Source organism: Ideonella oryzae, assembly GCF_024055665.1.
GTDB lineage: Bacteria > Pseudomonadota > Gammaproteobacteria > Burkholderiales > Burkholderiaceae_C > Ideonella > Ideonella oryzae.
In genome coordinates, this window is record NZ_JAMXMC010000002.1 from 426,463 (window position 1) to 450,755 (window position 24,293).

Here is a 24,293-nt window from a genome sequence, read left to right on the forward strand (position 1 = left end):
AGCGCCCTGGGCTCACATGCCCTTGAACCGGGGGGCATAGATGCGGCTGACGGCCAGGCGCTCGGGGCGCTGGTGCAGGGTCAGCTGGACCCGCCCGGCCTCGTCGCGCAGGGCCTGGGCGATGGCGTCGGCCCGCACGATGGTGCCGCGGTGCACCTGCCAGAAGCGCTGCGTGTCCAGCTGCGGCAGCAGCTCGCGCAGCGACATGCGGATCAGGTATTCGCGCTCGGCGGTCAGCACGCGCACGTACTTGTCGGCGGCCTCGAAATAGACCACCTCGCCCACCGGCACCATGTGCACCGCGGTGCCCACGCCGGCCTGGATCAGCCGCAGCGGCGTGCCCGCCGGCGCGGCGGAGTGGCCCGGGCCGCCCAGCAGCTGGCGCAGGCGCTCGACCAGGGCGGCGTCCTCTGTCCCCGCGGCCGGGCCGGCCGGCGCGCTCCGCTGGGCCAGCAGGCCCTGCAGCCGCCGGCAGGTGGCGGCCAGGCGCTCGGCCTGCACCGGTTTGAGCACATAGTCCACCGCGCTGGCCTCGAAGGCCTGCAGCGCGTACTGGTCGTAGGCGGTGACGAAGACGATCAACGGCAGCGGCCGCTCGGCCGGCCAGTCCTCGACGATGGCCTGGGCCGCCTCCAGCCCGGTCTGGCCGGGCATGCGGATGTCCAGGAACAGCAGGTCGGGCAGGGCGGTCAGGGCCTGGGTCACGGCCTCCTCGCCATCCGGCGCGGTGGGCAGCAGTTGCAGCCCGGGCCAGGCGCGTTGTAGCTCCGTGGCCAGCGCGCGGGCCAGCAGGGGTTCGTCCTCGGCGATCAGGGCGGTGGGGGCAGACAGGGTCATGGCGGGGCGGGTTCAGTCCAGGGGCAGGGTGAGGTCGGCGCTGGTGCCGCCCTCGGGCGGCTCGCTCAGACGGAAGCTGGCCCGACCGCCGAACAGGGCCTGCAGGCGCTCGCGCACCTGCTGGGTGCCAAAGCCGGTGCCCGGCGCGGCCGTGCCGTCGCGCCCGGCGGCGGCCAGGCCGCGGCCGGTGTCGCGCACCTGCAGATGCAGCTGGCCATCGGCCTGCCAGGCCCGTACCGTCAGCTGGCCGGGGCCGCGCTGGGGCTCCAGCCCGTGCTTGATGGCGTTCTCCACCAGGGGTTGCAGCAGCAGCGGGGGCACGGGCAGTTCGGCCAGCTCGGCCGGCAGGTCCAGCGTGGTGCCGAGCCGATCGCCCATGCGCACCTGCATCAGCGCCAGGTAGTCGGCCAGGCGGGCGAACTCGACCGACAGGGCGTGGCGCTCGACCCGGGTGGCCTGCAGCGTGCCGCGCAGGAAATCGATCAGCCGGTCCAGCATGGCCTGGGCCTGGGCCGGGTCCACGCCGATCAGCGCCCGCAGGTTGGCCAGGGTGTTGAACAGCATGTGCGGCTCCAGCTGGCTTTCCATCAGCTTGAGCTGGGTCTCGGCGGCCAGGCGCTGGGCGGCCTCGGCCCGGGCCTGGGTGGCGGCCAGCCGACCGCGCAGCCAGAACAGGTAGGTGGCGATGACCCCGATGGAGATGCTGAAGGTCAGGGTGCCGGCCGAACCGGCCTGGCGCCCCAGTTCCCAGGGCAGGGGCAGACGGTAGCCGGTGAGCGCGTTGCCCAGGACCACGCCGGTGGTGTAGCCGGCCAGCGTGGCCAGCAGCAGCACGGGAGCCATCAGAGGCCAGCCGGGCCAATCGTTGCGGGCTTCTTCGTCGTCGGGGCGGCGCTGTCGCACCCAGCGGGCTGCGGTCCGCCGGCCGGCTTCGATGAACACTGAGCAGCTCAGACCGATGGTGTTGGAGTAGGCCAGGCTCTCCCAAAAGCCACGGCCGCCCTGCAGCACCGTGATGAACAGGGCCACGCCGGTGCAGATCAGCACGGCCCGCAGGGTCTGGCGGCCCAGGGTCAGCAGACGGGCCGCGGCGAGGGGGGGATGCTTCAGGGACATGGGTTCAGGGGTGAAGGGTGGCCGGCTGCGGGCCGGACGGACAGCGCAGGATACCGATCGGGCGACCCAGCAGGGCACCTGCCAGGATGCCCAGGACCGCACCCAGCCCGATGCCGAAGCCTGCTTCGCTGCCCCAGTGGGGGTGCAGCGCGAGCATCACCGCCGACAGGTACTTGCTGGCAAAAAGCCCCAGCATCAGGCCCAGGGGGGCCCAGCTGCCGGGCACATGGTAGAGCTCTTGGTCCGCGTCATAGCGGGCGCGGCGGCCGCCGCCCCGCCTCAGGACCAGTGCCAGGCTCAGAGCCAGACCCGCCCACCAGGCCAGCATGCCTGGGCTGAACCAGCCAGCCAGATGGGCCATGCTGGCTGCACCGGCCAGCAGCCAGAGCGCGGGAGGCAGCAGCAGGCGGGTGCGGCCCTGGCGCAGGCCTCGGGTCTGTCGCAGGCCCAGGGCCAGGATCAGGGCCAGCAGGGCCCACACCCCGACGGGGGTGTGCTGAAGGATGGGAAGCAGGGCGTTCATCGGGAGCTCCGGAAGGGCGGGGATGAACGCCATGGTGGCGGGGCGGCAACCTGCTGGCGAGCCGGGTGCGACAGACGGTGCCGCCGAGGCGCGAATGGCTGCCCGCGCGCGCGAACGGCAGCTCAGCCGGCTGGCTGTGCACCAGGCAGCCAGGTGGACAGCTGGGCGCGGACGTCCCGTGGCCAGGCACAGGGCGCCTGTGTGTCGCGATCCACACAGACCTGGCGCACCCGGGCCACCAGGCGCTCCTGGTGAGGGCCCGGTGCGCTGAGCAGCAGCTGGAGCCGGATCGACGAGCGTTGCAGTGATTCCACCCACAGGGTGGCCGTCAATGTATCGCCCATGCGGGAGGGACGCAGGAACTGGGTCTCAAGGTGGGACAGGGGGGTGAACAGCCCGCGCCGGGGCAGCTCGGCATGCCAGGACAGGCCGGCCTGGGCCCACCAGTCCTCGATGACCGAGTTGATCAGGTCCATGTAGCGGGGGTAGTAGACGATGCCGGCGGGATCGCAGTCGCCGAAGCGCACCTGGCGCCGAGCCTCGAACAGCGGCTGGTTGGACGGAGGAGTCAGGGACGGGACCATCGGGACACTTTTCAGGCGAGCGGAAATGGCAGCGACAGGCCGCCGGCCCGGAACCAGCCCGCGAGCGCCTGGAGGTCGCGCTGCTGGGCCGCGCTCATCCGCGCATGACGCTGCCGCGCCCGTGCCGCAGCGGGGCCGTGGGTGCCATCGTGCCGGGGATGGCGCGCGATCAGCAGGAAGGGGGCCAGTGCCGTGGCATGCCAGCGCAGCCCTGCGGGCAGGACCTGGGCGGCTGCGCGCAGCTCCTGTGGGCTGAAGGCCGCGCGCAGGGAGTTGTGGTAGTCCTGGGTGAACTGGGGCGACTGCTCGGCCTCGCGGTCGTGTGCGAAATAGGCCTGGGTGGCACGCCGCCGCAGGCGGCCGAAGTCGGCCAGAAAGACACCGCCACCCGGCCGCAGCACGCGCGCGGCTTCGCGCAAGGCCTGGGCCAGGGCGAGGGTGTCTTCCAGGTGGTGCAGGGACAGTGTGCAGGTCACGGCGTCGAAGCTGGCGTCGTCGAACTGTTCCAGGCGGCAGATGTCGGCCTGGGTCAGCTGCACATTGTCCAGCCGGTGCTGGGCCAGGGTCTCGCGGGCCTGCGCCAGCATGTGGGGAGCGATGTCCACGCCCACGAACTCCGTGTCCGGGTTCAGGTCGGCCATCTCGGCGAGCTGGTTGGCGGGGCCGCAGGCCAGGTCCAGCACCCGATCCCCCGGCAGGATGGCGGGCAGCGCCTGCACCGCGTTGTAGAAGTACACCGGCCCCAGCACCCCATCGCGCCGGCCGCAGGCCTGGAAGGCAGCGATCTGGGCCGGGTCGTCCATCACCAGGTCCGGCTCGGGGGTGCGCGGCTGCTTCCGCCAGCTCAGGCGCTCGAGCAGCATGTGGGCCAGCATGACCGGACCAGACATCGCGGCGGCTTTCCCGTGGGGGTTCAGAGGGGCTTGGTGGCCTGGTACTCGGCCAGGATGCTCATCGGCTTGGCATCGATGTGGCGGCGCACTTCGGTGAAGCCGGCCGCCTGCAGGGCCTCGACGATCTGGGCCGGCGGCACGCAGGCCTCGATGGTGTCCCAGTAGTAGCGCCAGAGCTTGCGGGTGTTGGGCTGGCGGCCCACCACCCAGGAGGCCAACGGCACCAACCCCTTCATGTAGAACTTCAGCAGCGAGCGCCCCCAGCGGGTCTCGGGGCAGGTGATCTCCAGCAGACACAGCCGTGCACCCGGCTTGAGCACCCGATGGAACTCGCGGAAGGCCACGGACAGATCACTGATGTGGCGCAGCGCGTAGCCCATGCTGAGGAAGTCGAAATGGGCATCGGGGAAGGGAATGCGCTCGGCCGTGCCCTGCACCAGCTGCACGCCGGAAGGAACCTTCGCATGCGCCAGCATGCCTTCGCTCGGATCCACGCCCACGACCAGCGTGGCATCGCCGGCGATGCGGGCGGCTTCGCGCGCCACCAGCCCGGTGCCCACACCGACGTCGACCACGCGCATGCCGCTGCGCAAGCCGGCGCGCTCCAGCGCCTGGCCGCGGTACCACTGGCCGGAGCCGAGCCCCAGCACGGCCTCCATGCGGTCGTAGTCGGCCGCCGTGCTGTCGAACATGGCCCGCACAAAGCTGGAGCGCTTGCTCTCGTCGGCGTAGTACTCGGTCAGGGGCTGGTGGGGCGCCTGGATCGGCACGGACGAGTCAGACATGGGGAACCTTTCTGGAATCGGGATGGGGTGTCAGTGGCCGGCCAGGCGGCGCCAGGCCAGCACGGGCAGCCGCAGCACGAAGCCCACCATGAGCCGGATGTGCATCCAGGTGAGCAGGCGGTTGTCGCGCCAGTAGTTGAAGTGGGAAACCCCGCCCTCGGCAGCGTCGAGGTAACGGACAGGGGCCGGCAGGTTCACCGGCCGGACGCCGCACCAGGCCAGTCGCACCACGGCTTCCGGGTCGAAGTCGAAGCGACGCATCCAGCGCTGACCTCGCATCACCTGGCGCAGGGGCTCGATGGGGTAGACCCGGAAACCGTACAGCGAGTCCCCGATGCCCATCCACAAGGTTTCCAGATTGGCCCACCAGTTGGACACTTTGCGGCCCTGGACCCGCAGCGCCGGTGCGCTGGCATCGAACACCGGCACGCCCAGCACCATCGCCCCCGGCTGGGCCTGGGAGGCGCCCATGAACTCGGGGATCAGGTCGGCCGGGTGCTGGCCGTCCGAATCCATGCACAGCGCATGGGTGAAGCCCGTCTGCGCTGCGGCGTCCAGCCCGTGCAGCACGGCCGCGCCCTTGCCGCTGTTGCGGGGCAGTACCAGCACGCGCAGCCCGGCATCGTCGCGGGCCATGGCTTGCAGGCCTTCGGTGGTGCCGTCCGTGCTGCCGTCGACCACGACCCAGACGGGGCACCACTGCGCCCGGGCGGCCTGCACCGTCTCATAGACCTTGGGGCCGGGGTTGTAGCTGGGGATGAGGACCAGATGGGTGGACGAGGTCGTGACCATGGCGGTTCAGAGCTTGAAATCGGGGTCGATGGAGGCGGTGGGCAGCTGCTGCCGGAAGGCCTCGTGCAGTGCCGCCATGGTCTCGCCCACATGGCGCGGTGCCGGCACGCAAGGCCCCAGCCGAGCCTGGTAGACGACCGGGAAGCGGGGCGCTCGCCAGATCGGCCAGCCCTTGCAGAGGTACTGGGAGTTGGTGCGCAGGATGACGACCTGCAGCGGGGCATGGGCGAGTTTGGCGATCAGGCCAGCGCCCGGCTTGAGCGGGTTGACCGGGTCCTCCACCGTGCGCGTGCCTTCGGGAAAGACCAGCAGTCTCTGGCCCCGCCGAACGGCGCGTGTGGCGGCCCGGATCAGATGCTCCGGCCGGCTGTTGCTGACGTAGCCGGCCAGCAGGGCCCCGATGGCGAGGAAGGCATTGGTCACCAGATCGGCCTTCATCAGGCACAGGGCCTCGCGCACACGGGACAGGATCAGGAAGACATCGATCATGCTCGGGTGGTTGGCCACGATCAGCAGGCCGCCACGACGCGCGTTGAGCTCGTCCAGCGCGGCCAGGTCCAGCTGCATGAGACCGCAGGCGGTGCAGCCGCTCAGGAAGAGACGGAACACGGCGCTGATGAGGCGCTGCATCAGAGGCTGGCGCAGCCGGGCCGGCATGGCCACCAAAGGCAGGCACAGCAGGTTGCCGGCCAGCAGCATGCCACCGAGCCAGAGCAGCAGCAGGTAGAACAGCAGCAGCTGTGCCATCCGGCGTGCAAGGGCGATCTCAGGACGCATGGTTCACCCAGCCCTCGGCCTCGATCTCCACCAGCAGTTCCTGCCGGCAGATGTCGGCCTGCAGCAGGCTCAGGTGTTGCACGCCCTGTGCGGACAGCCGCTGCAGCACGGCCGCCGCATCGGCGCCGTGCCGCAGATAGACCCGGCCGGAAAGGTCCGCCAGGCGGGCGTTCGGTCCGCCCCGGGTCAACAGGGCTGCGATGTTGCGCAGTGCCTCGTCGGTCTGGGCCTGCACATCGCCCTCATGCAGGCTCTGGTGTCCCACGATGCTGGCCGTGCCGCTGACCAGCAGCAGGCCCCGGCCGGGTGTGGTTGCCAGCAGGGCGGCCCTGGAGAACACCGGCGGCATGGCGCCATACCGGGGTGGGTAGTGGTAGGCGCTGACCTGGCGGGGGTTCTCGATGGCCCGTGGCGGCCGTGGGCCGGCCAGCACCGCCGCGCGCAAGAGGCCCTCGGCGCAGCCCAGCGCGCACGCCGCCGGGGCGCCTTCGGTCACCGTGTAGCCGAGGGTCTGCATGGCCTCGCGCCGCCCCTGGTTGAACAGGCGGTAGCGTTCCTCGCCTTCCTGGGTGCCGTGGATGTCACCCAGGTAGTTCCAGAAGCGCAAGGGATGGGGGTGGTGGCTGCTGCGCAGGGCCGACAGCAGCTCGGTGTAGAGATGGCGGCTTTGCGTGGCCATCGGGGCGTTGACCGTGGCCTCGGCCACCAGAAACAGCCCCTCCTTCGCCACGCAGGCCCGCAGCCGGATGCCGGTGTCGCTGGTGCGTTCCCAGGTCTCGGTCGGACCGGGCAGGCACCACAGCTGGCAGGACAAGGCGTGGCCGGCCAGCACGGGCATCTGCAGGGCCAGCCAGGGGGCGTGACAGCCGATCGGGGCCGGGCCAGGGCTGAGCCCGCCCAGCGGCGACAGGCCCAGGGCGCGGGCCTGCTGTTCGGCGGCCTGGGGGCTGGCCGCATGGACGAAAGCCAGTCCGGACGTCAGGGCGGTGAGCGGAGCGAAGGTGGTCTGCATCGGCTCAGACCATGCCGCCATTGACCGAGATGACCTGCCCGGTGATGTAGCGGGCCTGCTCCGAGGCGAGAAAGCCCACCAGGTGGGCGACATCCTCCGGCGTGCCAGCGCGCTTCATCGGCACCAGGCGGGCGATGGCTTCGGCGTCGAAGCTGCCGGCGGACATCTCCGAGGTGATGATGCCCGGGGCCACCACATTGACCGTGATGTTGCGGCTGGCCAGTTCCTGGGCCAGCGACTTGCTGGCCGCCTGGAGTCCGGCCTTGGCCGCGGCGTAGTTCGTCTGACCCCGGTTGCCCATCAGGGCCGCCACCGAGGACACCGAAATGATCCGGCCCCAGCGCCCGCGGACCATGGGCATGGTCAGCGGCTGGGTGACGTTGAAGAAGCCGTGCAGGGACACGTCGATCACCCGGTGCCACTGCTGGGCGGTCATGCCGGGGAAGGCGGCGTCGTCATGGATGCCGGCGTTGTTCACCAGCACCTGCACCGGGCCTTCGGCCAGCACGGCTTCCAGGGCCTGGGTGCAGGCTGCTGCATCGGTGACGTCGAACTGCAGCCAGTCGGCCCGCAGGCCATCGGCGCGCAGCTGCTCGCACAGGGCCTGGGCGGCGCCGGCCTGCCGGTTGGCGTGGATCAGAACGTGCAGGCCATCGGCGGCCAGCCGGCGGCAGATGGCCGCGCCGATGGCGCCGCTGCCGCCGGTCACCAGGGCTTTGCGCCGGGGTAGGTCGGGAGTGTTCATCGAGAGAAGGGATCAGAGCCGTTCGGCGTCCAGCACCACGGTGGCCCGGCCGCTCAGGAGATTGTGCCCATGGACGTCGATCCGAAAGCCATACAGCACGGTCAGCCCGTTGGCCGACAGGCGCTCGGCGTGGACCTGCAGCGGCCCGGGGGCGGTGTGCAGCCAGGGTTGCCGCCATTGCACGTCACGCACGCTGGTGAGGTAGCCCTGGCGTGCGGCGGCGGCCTCGGCCGTGGTCAGGGCGCCATGCACCGCCATGGCCTGGGCGGCGTACTCGACGCCGGCCGTGATGTTCAGGCCCTGCGCCGTGCGCAGCGGGTGGTCAGGCGCCTGGTGGCTGGTGGCCCCGCAGAGGATGTGATCGGCATCCCATTGCTCCACCGACTCGAGCAGGCACATGCGCCCTTGGTGCGGGATGTGGGTGGCGATCCAGCGATGGTCGAGCATCATGGCAGCAGTTCCACGCGCAGCTGCAACTGGTCCAGGTATTCCAGCACCCAGGTGCCGTGCCGCTGGCGGGCCAGGCCCTGCAGCAGCGGCAGGGCACGCGCGGCCGGGACGGCCGTGCGCAGCGACTCCAGCACCGGGTCGGCCAGGGTGTCGATCGGCGCCTGGGCCCAGCCCACACGCAAGGCCGGTCCCGTGCCCGGGGTCGGGCTCAGCAGCAGGGCCACGCCAACAGCATGGGGGATGGGGCGGATCTGCTGCAGGGGCGCGGGGTAGGCCGTGTCATAGGCCACCAGCAGACAGGGTTGGCCGCTGGCCTGCATCTGCACCACGGCCTCGAGCAGCCCGGCCGCGAAGGTGGCGTCGTAGGCACACAGGCTGGTGGAAGGGGCCTGGCACTGGTTGGCGATGCCCCAGTAGCCCGCCGGCATGTTGTGCACCGAGTTGTGAAAGCGCGTTGGAGACACGGCCCGGTCCGCAGAGGCGAGGGTGTCGAGCAACTGGTGGCAGTTGTCGCAATCTCCACCGGTCGAGGAGAAGACCGTGGCCAGGCCGCTGGCGTCGGCGCCCGCCACCTGGACGGCGTCGAAGCCGGCAGCCATGGCCAGTTTGAGGGCCAGGCCCACCCGGCGCCGCTCGGCCGGCGGCAGCGAGGTGGGCGCGGGCAGCACGGTGGGTTGCAGAACCAGGGGGCGCTCGCCACGCAGCACGGGCAGGGCATCGGACCAGCCGCTCATGCCCGGACCGAACAGCCCGATGCCTTGCACATGGACGGCGAAGGGGGGGGCGCTCATGCGGCACCTCGGGACAGCAGGACGCTGCAGTTGCTGCCGCCGAAGCCGAAGGAATTGCCCAGCACATGGCGCAGCGGCAGGGGCAGGTTGTCCAGCAGGTAGTGGGCGGACAAGGCCGGGTCGATTTGCCGGGTGCCCACGCCGGCGGGTGCCAGGCCATGCCGCAGGGCCAGGGCCCCGACCACGGCGTTGACGATGCCGGCAGCGCCCAGCGTGTGGCCGGTGTGCCCCTTGAGGGAACTGCAGGGGACACCTCCCGGCCCGAACAGGGCCGCGACGGCCTTGTCTTCGGCCGCGTCGTTGGCCGGGGTGGAGGTGCCGTGCAGCGTGATGTAGCCGACATCGGCGGGGGTGAGGCCGGCGGCCTGCAGCGCGCCCTGCATTGCCAGCCGGGCACCGAGCCCTTCGGGGTGGGGCGCGGACATGTGGTGCCCGTCGCTGGACTCGCCCACGCCGGACAGCACGATGGCATCGTCCGAGGGCGCCGCGGCCCATTCCAGCAGCGCGAAGCCGGCCGCCTCGCCGATCGAGATGCCGTTGCGGTCGGCATCAAAGGGGCGGCAGGGCGCCGGAGACACCAGCTGCAGCGAGGTGAAGCCGTACAGCGTCGTCAGGCACAGGGAGTCGACCCCGCCGACCACGGCGGCGTCGATCAGCCCGGCGCGCATCAGGCGTTGCGCGTTGGCGAACACCTTGGCGCTGGACGAGCAGGCGGTGGACACCACGAAGGCCGGCCCCTGGAGCGCGAAATGCTGCCGCACGAAGTCGGCCACCGAGAAGGTGTTGTGGGTGTGCCGGTAGTCCAGCCAGGCCGGCAGCCGGCCTTGCGCATCGCGTTCGCGGTAGGCCTGTTCCGAGCTGAGGATGCCCGAGGTGCTGGTGCCCAGGAAGACGCCGATGCGTTGCGCGCCATGCCGGGCAACGGCCGCTTGCACGGCGGACTCGAAGCCATCCTGCTGCAGCGCCCACCAGGCCAGGCGGTTGTTGCGGCAATCAAAAGCCTGCAGGGGGGGCGGGACGCGGAGGTCGTCCAGGCCGTGGACCTCGCCGATGCAGGTGTCGAGATCGACCGTCTCCCAGGCGCGTCGGGCCAGGCCGCTGCGCCGGTCCCGCAGGGCCTGCCAGGTCGCGTCCAGTCCGGCGCCCAGGGCGCTGGTCATGGTGTAGGAAGTCAGTTGAATGGCCGGCACGGAGGCACCTGCAAGCGGGAGATCGGAAAAGGAAAGGAACAGGGAACGCGGGGCTCAGCGCTTCTGCGCCATCGGCATCACATGGGCGAAAGGGGTTCCGGCGCTCATGGGGCGGGCCTCCACCGAGAAGCCGCGTCGGGTGAGCGCATCCGCCCGGTCGGGCAAGGGGCGGCTCCCATTCTGTTCAGGCGGTGCCCCTGTGCAAAGGCCATACCCCGGTTCATCCACGGGTTGAACCGGAGGCGCAGGCCGCACGCAGGAGCATGGACTTCAGGTGGGCGTGCATGCGCGTGAGAGTGTAACGGGCCGAAGTCCTTGTGATTGCAGGTGCGCGAGCAGCCGCGGCAGCACGGCCAGTACCACGGCCTGGCCCTCGGCCGTGCGGGCCGCGTGGCCGTCGTGCAGCAGCAGGATGTCGCCGGCCGCAAGCCGGTGGGTCAGACGCTGGAACACCACCTCGGGGTCGCCGCAGCGCGTGTCGTAGGCCCGGCGTGTCCAGGCCGCCAGCTGCAGGCCCAGGCTGTGCAGCACGGGGTCGAGAAAGGGGTTGCGCAGGCCCGCCACCGCCCGGTAGAAGCGGGGGCTCTGCCCGCCAATGTGCTGGAGCGCCGACTGGCCGCCATGGATCTCCTGCCGCCAGCCGTCCGGGCCCATCAGCGAGGCGTGCCAGGGGTGGCGCAGGCCATGGTTGGCCAGTTCATGGCCACTGTCGGCCAGGGCGCGGCACAGCGCCGGGTGCGCCTGGGCGCGCTGGCCGATGCAGAAGAAGGTGGCCTGCACCCCATGGGCGGCCAGCAGGGCCATCAGCTGGGGTGTGACCTCAGGGTCCGGGCCGTCGTCAAAGGTCAGGGCGACCTCGCCGCGTTGCCGGGCGGCTTCCGGAAGGCGCACCAGGGTCGGACCCAGCCAGCCGCAGCGGGGCAGCAGGCCCGCCAGGCTGAGCAACCCGTGGTTCGCCAGCAGCAGGGTCAGCCACACCGGCCAGCCCGAGGGACGGAGCAGCCAGCCGGCCAGCACGGCCAGGTGCAGCAGCAGGCTGGCCATCACCAGCGGGGATGGCCGCCAGGGCGGTGTCCGGGCCTCAGCGGGCATGGCGTGGCTCAGCCGGCGCGCACAGCACCGCCGAGAAGAACAGGGCCAGCAGGGCGCCGGGTGCCACCGTGCAGCCCATGGCGGCCAGCAGGGGCACCTTGGACAGGCCCAGGGCGGCAAAGCTGCCCACGGTGGTGAGATTGGCCACCGCCAGCGAGACGAGCGTGCGTCGCCGCTCCTCGGCGGGGCCTGCGTCGAGGCCGCTGTCGAAGAACAGGGCGTAGTTGGAGCCCACGGCCACCACCAGCAGCAGGCCCACCAGGTGCAGGATGGTGAGCTGCTGCCCGCTCAGCAACAGCCCGGCAGTCACCGCCAGCACCGCGCTGGCCAGGGGCAGCGCCACGCGGGCCACCCGGGTCAGCGAGCGCAGGTGCAGTGCCAGCAGGGCCAGCACCGCCAGCATGCCCAGGCCGGACATGCGCAAGGCCTCGTGCAGGTAGTGGTCGAAGATGCCGGTGGTCTCGGCCAGCAGGTCGATGACCGTGATGTCGGGGGCCTGCGCCTGGGCCAGCGCCGCCGACACGCGCGCCAGATCGATGGCGCCATCGGGCGCGCCCGCAGGGGCGCGCATCGGCAGCAAGGCCAGCACATCGTGGGCCCGGTGCACCAGCAGCGAATCGACCAGCATGCCGGCGGAACTGTCGTGCAGCTCGCTGCGCTGCAGCGGCGAGGCCTGCCGGGCCAGTTGCACGTCGTCGATGAAGCCTTGCAGCCGCTCGGCCCTCAGCGGCGTGCCTTGCAGGGCCTCGTCCAGGCGGGTGCGCAATTCGGCTGTCGGTGGCAGGGCGGCGCGACGGGCCTGCTGCGTGGCCAGGCTGGGCAAGGCCTGGGCCGGCGAGCTGAAGCCACCGATCACGCCCTCGGCCTGCAGGCGGCGCAGGGTGGGCGCGGCTTGCTCGGCCCGTTGCAGGGCAGTCTCCTCGTCCGGGGCGGAGATGCTGGCGATGTAACGCAGGTCAGGGGCACCCAGATCGGCGCGCAGGCTGGCGTCGAGGGCCTGTTCGGCATGTGACACGGGACTGAGCGCCGACAGCTGCCGGTTCCAGATGTCCTGGTGACGCCAGGCCAGCAAGGCGGTGGCGGCGGCCAGCAGCAGGAGCACGAGCGCTTGCAGACGGGGCAGGGCATGCACGACCCGCTCCAGCAGCCGGCCCACGGGATCGAGGTCGCGCAGGGGCAACTGCGCCGGCAGCAGCCGGGGCAACACGAAGCGGGTCACCAGCACCGCCGCCACCAGGCCGGCGATGGAGTAAAGGCCCAGCTGCGCCAGCCCGGGAAAACCGGACAGCAGCAGGGCGGCAAAGCCGGCGATGGAGGTGAGCACGCCCAGGCGGATGGTGCGCCAGAAGTGGGCCGGCGGCTGCCGGTCGGCCCGCTGGACGAAGAGGTAAATGGAGTAGTCCACCGCTTCGCCGATGAGGGTGGTGCCGAAGCCCAGGGTCAGTCCGTGCACCTGGCCGAAGCCCAGGCTGACCGTGGCCACGCCGGCCACGGCCCCACTGAGCACCGGCAGCAGACCCAGGCCGAGCAGCCGCGGGGACCGGTACACGGTCAGCAGCAGGGCCACGACCAGCACCAGGCTGACCGTGGCCAGCCGGCTCACCTCGGACTCGATGGTGGCGCGCGAGGAGACCGAGAAGACCCCGGTTCCGCTCATCACCAGCCGGGCGTCGGCGGGGCGGCCCGGCAGCTGGGCAAACAGCGTGCGGATGCGTTGCTGCGCGGCAGCCTGGGCATCGATGTCGGAGCCGGCGGCGCGGGTCTGCAACAGCAGGATGGCGCGTCGGCCATCGTGCGAGGCCCAGGCCCCCTCCAGGCTGTCGGGTTGGGATTCGCCGCTGAACTGGCCCAGCAGCGCCAGCGTCTCCCCCGTGGGGTCCCGGGGCAGCAGGCTCTTGAGCAGCAGGCCGCCGTTGCCGGCCAGGCCTTGAAGGGACTCGTCGATGGCCTGGCGCAGGCCGGTCGTGGTGAATCGCTGGGGGGTGACCTCCGGACTCAGCAGGTAGCGGTGGCCGAAGAAGAAGGCCCGGTCGCGCTCCTGCAGCTCGGCATCGCCGTTCTGCACCGCCTGGAAGGCCGGGTCGGCCCGCAGCTGGCGCCCCAGCTCGCGCGAGAGCCGGGCCCGGGTGGGGGCGTCGCTCCCTTCGATGCCGACCATGATCAGCCGTGCCACGATGCCGTCCTGCAACTGGTCCAGCAGCAGTTGCTGCCGTTGGGTGGGCAGGCGGGGCATGAAGGCCGAGAGGTCCGCCACAAAGCGGGTCTGGGAGATGACGCCGACCCCCAGGGCCAGCAGCAGCAACCAGACCAGGACAGCGGCCGAGGTCCAGCGCTGTCTCATGGTGCCGTGACCGGTGTGACCTGCATTTCCGAACGGTCTCCGTCGGCCTGCTCGAAGACGATCAGGCGCACCACCGTGCCAGCGCCCTCGATGCGGATGCGGCTCACGAGTTTGGCCATGCGGGGCTGCTGGGGCAGCAGCAGCAGCTTCCAGCGCTCCGGGCTGCCGGTCAGTTCCAGCGCGTAGTACTTCTGCAGTGTCGCCAGGTCGCCGGCCAGGGTGCCGCGGATGCTTTCCACGAAAGCGGCGGCCTCCGGGTTGGCCCCCAGGTTCACGGTCATGTGCCGCTTGTTGGCATCGTCCACGGTCAGCAGGTCGCCCTGCAGCACCAGTGATTCAGGCCGCGGCGACAGCGTCCGCTTCTCCAGACGGTCCGGTGCGGTGAAGGACAGCTCGCCACGCGACTCGACCGGCTGATCGAGCACCGCCAGGTACTTGCGTTCCACGAAGGTGGCCTTGGCCGACTTGTGGGTTGCCAGGGACTGCATCAGCGCCGCCGGGGTCCAGGCCTGGGCCCAGGCCGGCGACAGGCTCGAGAAGGCGAGCGTGAGGGTGAGCAGGGCCGGGCGGAAGGCAGCGTCAAGACTGCGACGGAAGGGGCGAGTGCCAGAAGTCATAGAAGTTGAACCAGTTGTAGGGGGCGGCGCGGCAGTACCGTTCCAGCTGTGCAACGTACTGCGCCATCAGGGCCCGGATCTGTGCCTCGCGGTCGCCGCCGAGCGTCGGGTCCAGGTGCAGGGGGTGAAAGTGCAACTCGTAGCGATTGCCCCCCTGGTAGAGGCCGGTCATGAAGTAGATCGGCTGGCCCAGCATCACCGCCAGCCGGAACGGCCCGCAGGGAAAGGGCGCGGGCTCGCCGAGAAAGGGTATCTGGAGGTATTGGTCCGAGCCCGAAGCCCGGTCGGCGAGCATGCCCACCAGCCGCCCCTCCTTCAGCCGCTGGTGCACGGTGAGGATGGCCTCCAACTGACCGAGCGGGATGATGTCCGGCGCTGCCGCCGGGTTGATCGCGGCCAGGGTCTCGTGGATCTGCCGGGCATTCTCGAGGTACATGGCCACGCTCAGCTGCAACTGGCCGTGGTGCCGGGCCTGGGCCCGCAGGACCTCGAAGCTGCCCAGGTGGGCGCCCAGCAGCAGCAGACCGCGCCCCTCGCCGCTGTGCTGACGGTCCACCGCCTCGTGGCCAATTGGTTGCAGGTCGAACAGCGCGAAGCGGTCGTTGAGAAGGTACACCCGGTCGTGGATGGTGGAGGCGAAGGCGTGAACGTGGCGGTACAGGTCCGACCAGCGGGCAGGCCGGCCCAGGCAGCGTGAGAGGTAGCTGCGCGAGGCCTGGCGGGCGGCCCGGGCGGTGATCAGGAAGTACAGCGCGATGAGGGCCACCAGGGGGCGTGTGGCCCGCCGGCCCAGGCCCAGGGACAGCCGGGTCATGAGGCGCAGCAGCCACAGGCTGCCGCGCTCCTGCTGGCGCATCCAGGCTGGACGTGCGTCGGCGGCGGGCGGGGTGGTCGCCTCGGGCTTCATGCCGGCGCGCGCAGGAACCTGCCGCTGGCCACCAGGGTGTCGTCTGCCGCGAGATGCAGCGAGAAGCCGACGCCCGTGTCGGTGACGGTGTGAGCCAGCAGCACGGCCTCGCCAGGCGCGAGTGGACGCAGGAACTTGGCTGAGGCCAGACCGGTCATGGGCTGGCCAAGCTGGGCTTCCAGGGCCTGCTGAGTCAGGGCCAGCAGCACCACGCCAGGGACGATGGGCCGAGAGGGGAAGTGCCCTTCGAACGCCGGGTGGTCGGCAGGAATGTGCAAGGCGATGCGGTTCATGCGGCGTCGGTTCCGTCCAGATGCTGGCGGATCAGGGCCTGGACCGTGGCCGACGTGATCTTGCCGTTGGCGTCGCGCGGCAGATGCTCCACCCGGACCAGCGGACGCGGCAGGAACACCGGATCCACATGGGCCCGCAGCGCATGGAGGATCTCGCCGGCCTGCTGGTCGGGCGCTACCACGAAGGCGGCCAGGCGGGTGTCGTCGCTGGACCCTCGGGCGGGCGGCAGGCAGTAGACGCCGTCCACGACGCCGGGCAGGCTGGTCAGGACCTGGTTGAGGTAGCTCAGCGAACTGCGCTTGCCAACGATGTTGACCAGGTTGCCCGGGCGGTCGATCAACTCGAAGGTGTCCGGTCCGGTGATCTCCAGGAGGTCGTGCACCGGCTGGGGTTGCCCCTGAGAGCTGCCCTGGATGGTCAGCCCACCCTGGGCATCCTGGCGAAGCTCGCAGCCGGCCAGCAGCCGCCACGCCGTGCCTTCGGTGGTGCGGCGGGTGGCCACCTGGCCGGTTTCCGTGGCGCCGTAGATTTCCAGCAGGGGCGCGCCCAGGCGGGACTCTGCGGTCTGGGCCACGGGCAGGCCCAGGGGGGCCGTGGCGGACAGCAGCAGATCAAGGGGAGGGAGGTCCTGCTGCGCCTCCAGCAGCTTGCGCAGATGGAAGGGGGTGCTGACCAGCAGGCGACGTCCGGGCACTTGCGCCAGGGACGCGGCGATGTCCGCCGGGAAGAAGGGCTGCTCGTCGGTCAGCACGCCGCCACCCAGCAGGGGCAGCAGCACCGTGGATTCCAGACCGTACATGTGGCGAAAGCTGACGGTGCCCACCACGCTGCAGGGGCCGCCTGCGGCGGACCAGAGGCGCTCGGACGTGGCCTGCACGCTGGCGCAAAGCGGCCCCCACGATTTGTCGTGCGACTGGGGGCGGCCGGTGGAGCCGGAGGTGAACACCCGGGCGACGACCTGTTCAGCCGGGATGGCCGGCTCGCCCGGGACGGCCGCTTGCTGGGGCTGTGCCATCAGCGCACGCACGTCCAGCACGGCCGGTGGCTTCAGGCTGGTCTCGGCCGGTGGGTTGTCCCACAGGGCGGGGGCCTGTGGCGCCTGGGCCCACACGCCCGTCAGCGACTCCGGCGCCAGAGCATGCGGCAGCAGGCTGCGGATGCCGCGCAAGGCGCAAGCCAGCAGGCTGAGGCTGAACCAGTAGCGGCTCTGGCAGAGATTGACCACTTCGGGCACGTCCGGCAACTGCGTGGCCAGGTGCCGGATCTGGGCGAGAAAGCGGGCCCGTGACACCGGGCGGGCGTCATGCCAGGCGACGACCGTGTCGTCGGGATGCGCTGGAAGCAGGGGCAACAGGGAAGGCATTGACGCGGTGCTCAGCGGTGGGCCTGGCGAAAGGACCGGTAAGCCTGGATGGTCTGGCGGACGTCCATGTGGGGGCGATCGGGCAGCAGCTTGAGCCGCACCGCGTACTCGGCCACGAAGAGTCCGCCAACCAGGGCCGGCGTGAGGATGTTGGCCAGCAGGGACCACAGCCACAGTTGGCCCGTGAAGAACAGGCCCACCGAGAGGCCGAGCATGGTGAGGAAGAACAGTGTCCAGACCCAGGTGACCTGCCAGGTGTACCGCAGGTAGCGGGCGTCCAGAGGCTCCGGCGTCACGAAGGCGGCAATGCGGGAGCACAGGGCCCGAGCGTGGTCGCGCCCCAGAGAGTGGCCGAACATGAGGGCGAGGAAGCCCATGGCGCCGGCGTGCTGCAGGAAATAGACGGTGGCCACATGCTCGACCAGCGCGGGCAGCCTGCAGACCAAAAACACCACTGCGCCCAGCCAGGCGACCAGCCCCAGGGCGCGGCGCCAGCCGGACTGGTGCCAGACGAACAGGCCGGCCATGAAGGCCATGGGCGCCAGACTGACAACGACTGCGGCCAGCGGAGGGTGGTCAGAGGCGCCGGCGACAAAGGCCAGCCCGAGGTAGATCGCCGCCAGGACCGCGGCGGCCAGCCGCTTGGCCATGGGCGGCAGCCAGTTCATTGCGGGCGATGCTGCCCGATGTATTGGGCCAGACTGCGCAGGGAACTGAAGATGCGGAAGTTGTCAGCGTTGTCGGCCTTCAACTGCACACCGTACTTTTTGCCGATCAGCAGGGCGACTTCCAGGATGTCGATGGAGTCCAGACCCAGGCCGTCGCCATACAGAGGCTGGGTGGGGTCGATGTCCCCGGCGTTCACTTCCAGGCTCAGTTCGGAAACGAGCATGTTGGCGAGCTCGGCTTCCAGGGCGGGGTGGATCACATCGGCGCTGTCGGTAGGGAGAGTCATGGGGTTCTTGATCGGAAATTTGTCAGTGTTGACAATGCTTTATATCGAATTGTAGCCGAGCGCCTCAGAGTGGTGCGGGGCCGGAGGCACGGGCCTCGGACTGCTCGAAGACCCAGGTCAGTGCCAGGCCGCCGAACCAGTTGCTGCGCTGGCTGACCAGGGGGCTGTCGGCAAAGCGCGCGCCGCCGAGCTGGCTCAGCCCCACGAACGCGCCGCCCACCCAGGCGCCGCGCCGCAGGAGCACGCCGGTGTTCAGCGTGGCGCCGGCATAGCCGCCCCGGGCCTGGTAGGCGGGCCGGTCAGGGGTGACCTCGTCGTCCCGGACCCGGTAGTAGAAGTTGTTGTAGCGGCTGTCCTGGAACTTCACCGTCAGGTCCAATCCCCACTCCAGGGATTGGCCCGCCCATTGCAGCTGCCGGGTCCAGCGCAAGGTGGGGTCAGCGATCCAGCCAATGGCCATGAGGTGGCGGTGGTCGATGCCGGTGGCGTAGCGCAAGGGCAGGCGCAGGCTCAACCGGTCGCCGGCGGTGCGGTGCAAGGCGATGGCGTAGACCACCCCGGATTCGAGGGCCAGCGGCAGGTCATGCATGCCGGCCCGCTCGGTGTCTGCGGAGTCCACCGGCAGGGTGCCGCTGAAGGACAGGTCCAGCTCGGTGCGGGGGGTCTCGTTCAGCTGCAGGCCCACGCCCTCCCGGTTGGCGTGGAGGATGTCACCCCGGTACACCGCATAAGGCCACGGCACGGCGTAGGTGCGGGTCACGCGCGAACCCAGGTAGGCGGGCGTGGCCAGCAGGCCGGCGCCTGCGCCCAACTCCCAGAGCGGCAGATCCGGGCCGGTGGGGTTTGCGCCCGACCCTGCGGCCCATGCGGACAGGCCGCTCAGGCACAGGCTGGATGCGATGGCCAGCCGGCGGAGTTCATGGCAGGGGGTCATGCGACGGGATTCAGATGGGTTTGAAGTTCGCTGCGCGGGGTGTTGACCACCAGGAGCTCGATCTGACCCGCCTCCCGGCCCTGCCGGGACACCTGGCCGACCACCTGCACGGCCAGCTCAGACATCTGGCGCGTGCGTGCCGAGAGCTGCACCGTCTCGCCCGGCAGCACCGGCTGCTTGAAGCTGCATTTGCGGATGCCGGCCAGCACGCCGATGTAGGCCGGGCCCAGGCTGCGCGCATGATCGTTGCCCACCAGCATGCCGGCGCCCGCCAGCTGTGCCATGGCTTCCACCAGCAGCACGCCGGGCACCAGGGGCATGCCGGGAAAGTGTCCTTGCAGAATGGCCAGGGAGGGTTCCCAGCAGGCCTCGCCCTGGTAGTGGTCGTGGGCCAGCACGGTGAGCTGTCGGATGAACAACGCTTCGCCGCGATGAGGGAGCACCTGCTCGATGCCGGACCGGTCCAGGGTGAAGGGGTAGTGCAGGGGCGGCAGGGTCATGGTGAGGCAGGTGTCCTGGCCGCGCCACTGCTGTGCCGTTGGCCGGCCTGGCGACGGACGGGGTGGGTCAGCCAGGCCACGCCCAGGCCCAGCGCAGAACCGGCCAGCACGTCGATGGCCACATGCTGGCGGGTGGCCATCGTGGAGTAACAAATGGCCAGGCACCACAGGGCATTGCACCCGCGGGCGGTCCGCCCCAGCCCGAGTTCCGGCAGTTGGTGGTGCAGCCAGTAGCCCGCGAACACGGCCGTGGCCACGTGCAGCGAAGGGCAGGCATTGCCTGCGGCGTCGACGCCCTTGAGGAACGCCATGCCAGGGTAGCGGGCCCAGTCGATGTGGCTCGGGGGCACGGCATTGGGCCATTGCCAGAACACCAGCAGGCCGATGAGGCAGACGATGGCCATGCGCCAGCCGAAGCCGATGATCTCCCGCCGGCGGGTCATGAGGCTGGCCGGCAGAGACAGATACACCCACAGCGACAGGTAGACCGGCAGGGCCGCTGGATTGAAGGGGATCCAGTCGTCCAGCCAAATCTGCGGCACGGTGGTGACCGGTCCGCCGGGATGCTTCATCAGGTGGATGTAGGCGATGAAGAAGGCCGTGGTGAAGCCGGTGATGCCGAAGGTCTTGAACCAGAACTGGGGCCGGAGTCGGGCCCAGGCATGGCCCGCGACTTGGCGCAGGGCCTGGGGGGGGCGCGGCATGCCGGGCACGGACTCAGTCGGCCCAGCGGCGCGCAACGAGGCAGGCGTTGCTGCCGCCGAAGGCGAAGGAGTTGGACATCACCGCCTCCATGTGCGCGTTCCGGCGGGCCGTCACCGCCACATGGTTCAGCGGGCAGCGTGGGTCGGGCTGGTGCAGATGCGCCGTTGGCGGGATGGTGCCGGTGGCCAGGGCCCGCAGGGCCAGTGCGAACTCCAGTGCGCCGCCCGCGCCAATCAGATGGCCGTGCACCGCCTTGGTCGAACTGACCGGCAGCTTGGGGGTGTGGGCGCCGAAGACCTCGACGATGGACTGGCTCTCGATGACGTCACCCGCCTCCGTGGCGGTGCCATGGGCGTTGAGGTAGTGGATGTCGGCCGGCTGCAGCCCGGCGTGCGCGAGCGCCTGCTGCATGGCGGCCACCTGCCCGTCCACGCTGGGGGCGGTCAGGTGTCCGGCATCGCTGCTGCTGCCGTAGCCGCACAGCTGCGCATGGACACGCGCCGCGCCACGGGTCTGGGCGTGCGAACGGCTCTCCAGCACCAGGGCGGCAGCGCCTTCTCCCAGCACAAAACCCGATCGATCCGCCGCAAAGGGCCGGCAACTGGTGGCGGGGTCCACGGGATCGCACGAGGCCATGACCCGCAGCGCGTTCCAGGCCACCAGCGAACCCGGCGTGAGCATGGCCTCCGTGCCGATGACGATGGCGGCGTCAAGGTAGCCATGCTCGATGGCGCGCAGGGCCTCACCCGCCGCGATGGCGGATGAGGCGCAGGCCACCGAATAGGTGTTGCCCATGCCCCGCAGGCCGTAGCGCATGGACACGGCGGCCATGGGGCCGTTGGCCATCATGCGCGGCACGGACAGCGGGTGCATCACGGTGGCGCCCCTGCGGCCGGCTTCGGGGCCGTGCAGGGCAGCAAAGTAGCGGCTGTAGAGGCCATCCAGGGTGTGGGCACCACCGAAGCCGATGCCGGCAAACACCCCGAAGCGGCGCCCATCCGGGGGGCCATCGCTCAGCCCGGCATCCCGCATGGCTTCCTCGGCCGCCACCAGCGCCATCTGGGTGGCACGGTCGCCGGAGAGCAGCTTGCGCTCGAGCCGCTGCGCGGGCTCGACGGCCACGGGCGCCACGAGAAGATCCGGAATGCCCGCCGTGAGGGACACCGGGGCGCGGACGATGGCGCTGCGCGCAAGCACTGCGGCTTCGAAGCTGGAGGCGACATCTGCCCCCAGGGGGGAGAGCATGCCCAGGCCCGTGACAAGGACCGGGGTCATTTGGCGATGGCGGTGTCCAGCGCCTCGACCGGGGGGATCTGGCCGTCGTGGCGGCCGCGCACTTCATCCTCGATCGCTGTCACCATGGCAGAGAAGCTCATGGTCTGAAAGCGCATGGGATCGGAAATCTGGAAGCCGAACCGATCCTCGACCTCGAAGAGCATCTCCACCAGGCTGAGAGAGTCCAGCCCCAGGTCGGAGACCATCAAATCGGGTTGTGCCAGTTTGGTCGCATCCACTCCCGCTGTGTCGACCAGGTAGTTCTTGATGAGTTCAGAAAGCATGACTGCACGGTGCGCTGGGAATTCGCGGGGATTGTAAAGATCACCGACATGCGTTCTCGCCCGATTCGATTCACTTCCGACGTGAATTTCCACCCAGCAGGCTGCCCAGCACGCCGCGCACGATCTCCCGACCGACGCTGGAGCCGATGGTGCGGATGGCGGACTTGGCGGCCGCCTCGGCCAGCCCTTCGCGGCGGCCGCCGCGCGGGCCGGTCGAGCCGAACAGGATGTCACCCAGGCCCCCCAGCAGGCCCCCGTTGCCGCCGCTGTTGCCGGTGGCTGGCCCACCCTGCGGGACCTGCGGTGCCGGGGCGCCGCCCCGGAAGACCTGGCCCGCCTCGTCGGCCAGGCTGCCGCCCCCTTGCGGGGCTTGTTGCTGCATCTGGTCCCGGGTGTCGGCGGTGGTGGCCGCCCGTCCCTTGAGCTTTTCGTAGGCGGATTCGCGGTCCACGGTCTTCTCGTAGACGCCGGCCACCAGCGAGCCCTGCATCAAGGCCTGCCGCTGGGCGGGGGTGATCGGACCGATCTGGCTGCCCGGGGGCAGCACGAACACGCGCTGGGTGACGCTGGGCCGGCCCTTGGCGTCCAGAAAGCTGATCAGGGCCTCGCCCACGCCCAGCTCGGTGATGGCGGTGGCGATGTCCAGCCCCGGGTTGGCGCGCATGGTGTCGGCTGCGCTCTTGACGGCCTTCTGGTCGCGCGGGGTGAAGGCGCGCAGGGCGTGCTGCACCCGGTTGCCCAACTGGCCCAGCACGGTGTCGGGCACGTCCAGCGGGTTCTGGGTGACGAAATAGACGCCCACGCCCTTGGAGCGCACCAGGCGCACCACCAGCTCGATGCGCTCCACCAGGGCATCGGGCGCGTCCTTGAACAGCAGGTGGGCCTCGTCGAAGAAGAAGACCAGCTTGGGCTTGTCCAGGTCGCCCACCTCGGGGAGGGTCTCGAACAGTTCCGACAGCATCCACAGCAGGAAGGTGGCGTACAGCCGCGGCGCATTCATCAGCTTGTCGGCCGCCAGGATGTTGACGACGCCCTGGCCATCGACGGTCTGCATGAAGTCCGTGATGTTGAGCATGGGCTCGCCGAAGAACTGGTCCCCGCCCTGTTGCTCGATCTGCAGCAGGCCGCGCTGAATGGCGCCGATGGAGGCGGCGCTGACGTTGCCGTACTCGGTGGTGAACTGGCTGCCGTTGTCACCCACGTACTGCAGCATGGCGCGCAGGTCTTTCAGGTCCAGCAGGGCCAGGCCGTTGTCGTCGGCGATCTTGAAGACCAGGTTCAGCACGCCGGCCTGGGTCTCGTTGAGGGCCAGCATGCGCGAGAGCAGCAGCGGGCCCATGTCGGACACCGTGGCGCGCACCGGGTGGCCCTGCTCGCCGAAGACGTCCCACAGCGTGGTCGGGCAGGCCAGGGATTGCGGTGTGGCCAGACCGCGCTCCTTCAGGATGGCGGCCAGCTTGTCGCCGACCTGCCCGGCCTGGCTGATGCCGGTCAGGTCACCCTTGACGTCGGCCATGAAGACCGGCACGCCGATTTTGGAGAAATTCTCGGCCAGGGTCTGCAGGGTGATGGTCTTGCCGGTGCCGGTGGCCCCGGTGATCAGGCCATGGCGGTTGGCCAGGGCGGGCAGCAGTTCGCAGGTGATCTCGCCGTGCTGACCCACCAGGATGGGATCGACCATGACTTCCTCCAGAGAATCTTGTGGTGCCTGGAGCCGTCCCGGGGAGGGCGCCCCAAGTAAAATGCCAGTCTATCCAAGAAACCCCAAGACCCTGGCGACCGCACCGGGGCAGGAGAAATTTGCCATGGCTGGGCACTCGAAATGGGCCAATATCCAACACCGCAAGGGCCGTCAGGACGAAAAGCGGGGCAAGGTCTGGACGCGCGTGATCCGCGAAATCATGGTGGCTGCGCGCCAGGGTGGCGGTGACATCAGCGCCAACCCCCGCCTGCGTCTGGCGGTGGACAAGGCCAAGGCGGCCAACATGCCGGCCGACACCGTCAAGCGCAACATCGACAAGGCCACCGGGGCCCTCGATGGCGTGACCTACGAGGAAATCCGTTACGAGGGCTACGGCATCGGCGGCGCGGCCATCATCGTGGACTGCATGACCGACAACCGCGTGCGCACGGTGGCCGAGGTGCGCCACGCCTTCAGCAAGTACGGCGGCAACCTGGGCACCGAGGGCTCGGTGGCCTTCCAGTTCAAGCACTGCGGCCAGCTGATCTTCGCCCCCGGCACTTCCGAGGACAAGGTCATGGACGTGGCGCTCGAATCGGGTGCCGAGGACGTGATCACCGACGACGACGGCGCCATTGAGGTGCTGACCGCGCCGGGCGACTTCGAAGCCGTGAAGAACGCGCTGGAAGCCGCCGGCCTGAGCGCCGAAGTGGCCGAGGTGACGATGCGCGCCGAGAACACCATCGCGCTGGCCGGCGATGACGCCGAGCGCATGCAGAAGCTGCTGGACGTCATCGAAGACCTCGACGACGTGCAAGAGGTCTACCACAACGCCGAACTGGGCTGATCC

The 24,293-nt window shown here is 70.3% G+C and carries 28 protein-coding genes; 1 reads left to right on the forward strand and 27 read right to left on the reverse strand.

Going from position 1 to position 24,293, the window contains the following annotated elements:
• Positions 1-12 precede the first annotated feature (12 nt).
• The 27 genes from M0L44_RS04635 to M0L44_RS04765 all read right to left on the reverse strand — a co-directional run bounded on the left by M0L44_RS04635 (position 13) and on the right by M0L44_RS04765 (position 23,443).
• Positions 13-837, reverse strand: coding sequence for a LytR/AlgR family response regulator transcription factor (locus M0L44_RS04635; RefSeq protein ID WP_252768489.1), 825 nt, complete (start codon positions 835-837; stop codon positions 13-15).
• Between the two features lie 12 nt (positions 838-849).
• Entirely contained in the window at positions 850-1,953 is a 1,104-nt protein-coding gene (locus M0L44_RS04640) for a sensor histidine kinase (protein WP_252768490.1), read from the reverse strand.
• A gap of 4 nt (positions 1,954-1,957) precedes the next feature.
• Entirely contained in the window at positions 1,958-2,476 is a 519-nt protein-coding gene (locus tag M0L44_RS04645) for a DUF6622 family protein (RefSeq protein WP_252768491.1), read from the reverse strand.
• A 122-nt stretch (positions 2,477-2,598) separates the two neighbouring features.
• Complete coding sequence (locus M0L44_RS04650; RefSeq protein ID WP_252768492.1) at positions 2,599-3,060, reverse strand: acyl-CoA thioesterase; 462 nt, start codon at positions 3,058-3,060, stop codon at positions 2,599-2,601.
• Positions 3,061-3,071: 11 nt separating this feature from the next.
• The gene (locus M0L44_RS04655) at positions 3,072-3,950 is read right to left on the reverse strand and encodes a class I SAM-dependent methyltransferase (RefSeq protein ID WP_290429036.1); all 879 of its coding nucleotides are present in this window, start codon (positions 3,948-3,950) and stop codon (positions 3,072-3,074) included.
• 23 nt (positions 3,951-3,973) lie between these two features.
• Positions 3,974-4,738 (reverse strand): class I SAM-dependent methyltransferase, encoded by a 765-nt coding sequence (locus M0L44_RS04660; protein WP_252768493.1) that lies wholly within the window; start codon positions 4,736-4,738, stop codon positions 3,974-3,976.
• A 30-nt stretch (positions 4,739-4,768) separates the two neighbouring features.
• The gene (locus M0L44_RS04665; RefSeq protein WP_252768494.1) at positions 4,769-5,530 is read right to left on the reverse strand and encodes a glycosyltransferase family 2 protein; all 762 of its coding nucleotides are present in this window, start codon (positions 5,528-5,530) and stop codon (positions 4,769-4,771) included.
• A 6-nt stretch (positions 5,531-5,536) separates the two neighbouring features.
• Positions 5,537-6,277: a lysophospholipid acyltransferase family protein gene (locus M0L44_RS04670; RefSeq protein WP_252768495.1), complete on the reverse strand. Its 741-nt coding sequence runs from the start codon at positions 6,275-6,277 to the stop codon at positions 5,537-5,539.
• A 19-nt stretch (positions 6,278-6,296) separates the two neighbouring features.
• Positions 6,297-7,319: a chorismate transformation FkbO/Hyg5 family protein gene (locus M0L44_RS04675; RefSeq protein ID WP_252768496.1), complete on the reverse strand. Its 1,023-nt coding sequence runs from the start codon at positions 7,317-7,319 to the stop codon at positions 6,297-6,299.
• Positions 7,320-7,323: 4 nt separating this feature from the next.
• A complete protein-coding gene (fabG, locus tag M0L44_RS04680; protein WP_252768497.1) occupies positions 7,324-8,064 on the reverse strand; it encodes a 3-oxoacyl-ACP reductase FabG in 741 nt (246 codons plus the stop codon).
• Positions 8,065-8,076: 12 nt separating this feature from the next.
• Positions 8,077-8,514, reverse strand: coding sequence for a hotdog family protein (locus M0L44_RS04685; protein ID WP_252768498.1), 438 nt, complete (start codon positions 8,512-8,514; stop codon positions 8,077-8,079).
• Positions 8,511-9,305: a beta-ketoacyl synthase chain length factor gene (locus M0L44_RS04690; RefSeq protein ID WP_252768499.1), complete on the reverse strand. Its 795-nt coding sequence runs from the start codon at positions 9,303-9,305 to the stop codon at positions 8,511-8,513. Before M0L44_RS04690 ends, M0L44_RS04685 begins: the two co-directional genes overlap by 4 nt.
• Positions 9,302-10,495 (reverse strand): beta-ketoacyl-[acyl-carrier-protein] synthase family protein, encoded by a 1,194-nt coding sequence (locus tag M0L44_RS04695; RefSeq protein WP_354004095.1) that lies wholly within the window; start codon positions 10,493-10,495, stop codon positions 9,302-9,304. The genes M0L44_RS04690 and M0L44_RS04695 overlap by 4 nt, the downstream gene beginning before the upstream one ends.
• Positions 10,496-10,765: 270 nt before the next feature.
• Positions 10,766-11,587: a polysaccharide deacetylase family protein gene (locus tag M0L44_RS04700; protein WP_252768501.1), complete on the reverse strand. Its 822-nt coding sequence runs from the start codon at positions 11,585-11,587 to the stop codon at positions 10,766-10,768.
• Complete coding sequence (locus M0L44_RS04705; RefSeq protein ID WP_252768502.1) at positions 11,577-13,928, reverse strand: MMPL family transporter; 2,352 nt, start codon at positions 13,926-13,928, stop codon at positions 11,577-11,579. Before M0L44_RS04705 ends, M0L44_RS04700 begins: the two co-directional genes overlap by 11 nt.
• Positions 13,925-14,545 (reverse strand): LolA-related protein, encoded by a 621-nt coding sequence (locus M0L44_RS04710; protein WP_252768503.1) that lies wholly within the window; start codon positions 14,543-14,545, stop codon positions 13,925-13,927. Before M0L44_RS04710 ends, M0L44_RS04705 begins: the two co-directional genes overlap by 4 nt.
• Positions 14,508-15,452 carry a lysophospholipid acyltransferase family protein gene (locus tag M0L44_RS04715; RefSeq protein WP_252768504.1) on the reverse strand — a complete coding sequence of 315 codons (945 nt, stop codon included), beginning with the start codon at positions 15,450-15,452 and terminating at the stop codon, positions 14,508-14,510. Before M0L44_RS04715 ends, M0L44_RS04710 begins: the two co-directional genes overlap by 38 nt.
• The gene (locus tag M0L44_RS04720; protein WP_252768505.1) at positions 15,449-15,745 is read right to left on the reverse strand and encodes an ApeI family dehydratase; all 297 of its coding nucleotides are present in this window, start codon (positions 15,743-15,745) and stop codon (positions 15,449-15,451) included. The genes M0L44_RS04715 and M0L44_RS04720 overlap by 4 nt, the downstream gene beginning before the upstream one ends.
• Positions 15,742-17,109, reverse strand: a complete 1,368-nt coding sequence (locus M0L44_RS04725) for an AMP-binding protein (RefSeq protein ID WP_252768506.1) — start codon at positions 17,107-17,109, stop codon at positions 15,742-15,744. Before M0L44_RS04725 ends, M0L44_RS04720 begins: the two co-directional genes overlap by 4 nt.
• Before the next feature lie 11 nt (positions 17,110-17,120).
• Positions 17,121-17,777, reverse strand: coding sequence for a COG4648 family protein (locus tag M0L44_RS04730; protein WP_252768507.1), 657 nt, complete (start codon positions 17,775-17,777; stop codon positions 17,121-17,123).
• Entirely contained in the window at positions 17,774-18,064 is a 291-nt protein-coding gene (locus tag M0L44_RS04735; RefSeq protein WP_252768508.1) for a phosphopantetheine-binding protein, read from the reverse strand. Before M0L44_RS04735 ends, M0L44_RS04730 begins: the two co-directional genes overlap by 4 nt.
• Before the next feature lie 64 nt (positions 18,065-18,128).
• On the reverse strand, positions 18,129-18,998 hold the full coding sequence (locus M0L44_RS04740) for a MipA/OmpV family protein (RefSeq protein ID WP_252768509.1): 870 nt from the start codon (positions 18,996-18,998) through the stop codon (positions 18,129-18,131).
• On the reverse strand, positions 18,995-19,498 hold the full coding sequence (locus tag M0L44_RS04745; RefSeq protein ID WP_252768510.1) for a 3-hydroxyacyl-ACP dehydratase FabZ family protein: 504 nt from the start codon (positions 19,496-19,498) through the stop codon (positions 18,995-18,997). Before M0L44_RS04745 ends, M0L44_RS04740 begins: the two co-directional genes overlap by 4 nt.
• Positions 19,495-20,202 (reverse strand): phosphatase PAP2 family protein, encoded by a 708-nt coding sequence (locus M0L44_RS04750; protein WP_252768511.1) that lies wholly within the window; start codon positions 20,200-20,202, stop codon positions 19,495-19,497. Before M0L44_RS04750 ends, M0L44_RS04745 begins: the two co-directional genes overlap by 4 nt.
• A 13-nt stretch (positions 20,203-20,215) precedes the next feature.
• Entirely contained in the window at positions 20,216-21,478 is a 1,263-nt protein-coding gene (locus M0L44_RS04755) for a beta-ketoacyl-[acyl-carrier-protein] synthase family protein (protein WP_252768512.1), read from the reverse strand.
• A complete protein-coding gene (locus tag M0L44_RS04760) occupies positions 21,475-21,762 on the reverse strand; it encodes an acyl carrier protein (protein ID WP_252768513.1) in 288 nt (95 codons plus the stop codon). The genes M0L44_RS04755 and M0L44_RS04760 overlap by 4 nt, the downstream gene beginning before the upstream one ends.
• A 70-nt stretch (positions 21,763-21,832) precedes the next feature.
• On the reverse strand, positions 21,833-23,443 hold the full coding sequence (locus M0L44_RS04765) for a helicase HerA-like C-terminal domain-containing protein (RefSeq protein WP_252768514.1): 1,611 nt from the start codon (positions 23,441-23,443) through the stop codon (positions 21,833-21,835).
• A gap of 124 nt (positions 23,444-23,567) precedes the next feature.
• On the opposite strand from M0L44_RS04765, the gene M0L44_RS04770 reads away from it, so the two are divergent.
• Positions 23,568-24,290 (forward strand): YebC/PmpR family DNA-binding transcriptional regulator, encoded by a 723-nt coding sequence (locus M0L44_RS04770; protein WP_252768515.1) that lies wholly within the window; start codon positions 23,568-23,570, stop codon positions 24,288-24,290.
• The last annotated feature ends 3 nt before the right edge of the window (positions 24,291-24,293 follow it).